Origin of the sequence: Bowmanella dokdonensis (assembly GCF_017254865.1) — a bacterium.
Classification (GTDB): Bacteria; Pseudomonadota; Gammaproteobacteria; order Enterobacterales; family Alteromonadaceae; genus Bowmanella; species Bowmanella dokdonensis.
The window spans coordinates 1-332 of the sequence record NZ_JAFKCV010000230.1 but is presented as its reverse complement, the minus strand read 5'-3'; the positions used below and the strand labels follow the sequence as shown (position 1 = coordinate 332).

General features: G+C 50.6%; 1 protein-coding gene. It reads right to left on the bottom strand.

The window, feature by feature from the left end:
* Positions 1-332 (bottom strand): TonB-dependent receptor plug domain-containing protein (locus J0A66_RS22350; protein ID WP_206576025.1); only part of this gene is annotated, 332 nt, incomplete at both ends.

The window sequence follows — 332 nt, the reverse complement described above, 5'->3', positions numbered from 1 at the left end:
CACCACTTCCACCGCGCCTAATAATTCAGCAGGAAAATCTTCATAGCTAAGGCCGCCATAAGGGTTGGCGCTAAAACTATCGCGACCATTGATTTCACTGCGCACGCGATCCAAACCCCGTACTAATACACTGGTACCTTCATCGGCATAGTGTTTGGGATCGTTGGAGGAGGCAAAGCGTTCAATGGTCACCCCAGGAATACGCTGTAAGGCTTCGGTAACCGACTTATCGGGCAGTGCCCCAATATCAGAAGCTGTAATCGCGTCTTTAACCGTGTCGGCATAGCGCTTAAGGTTCTGCGCGGAATTCAGGCTTTGACGAATACCACGAA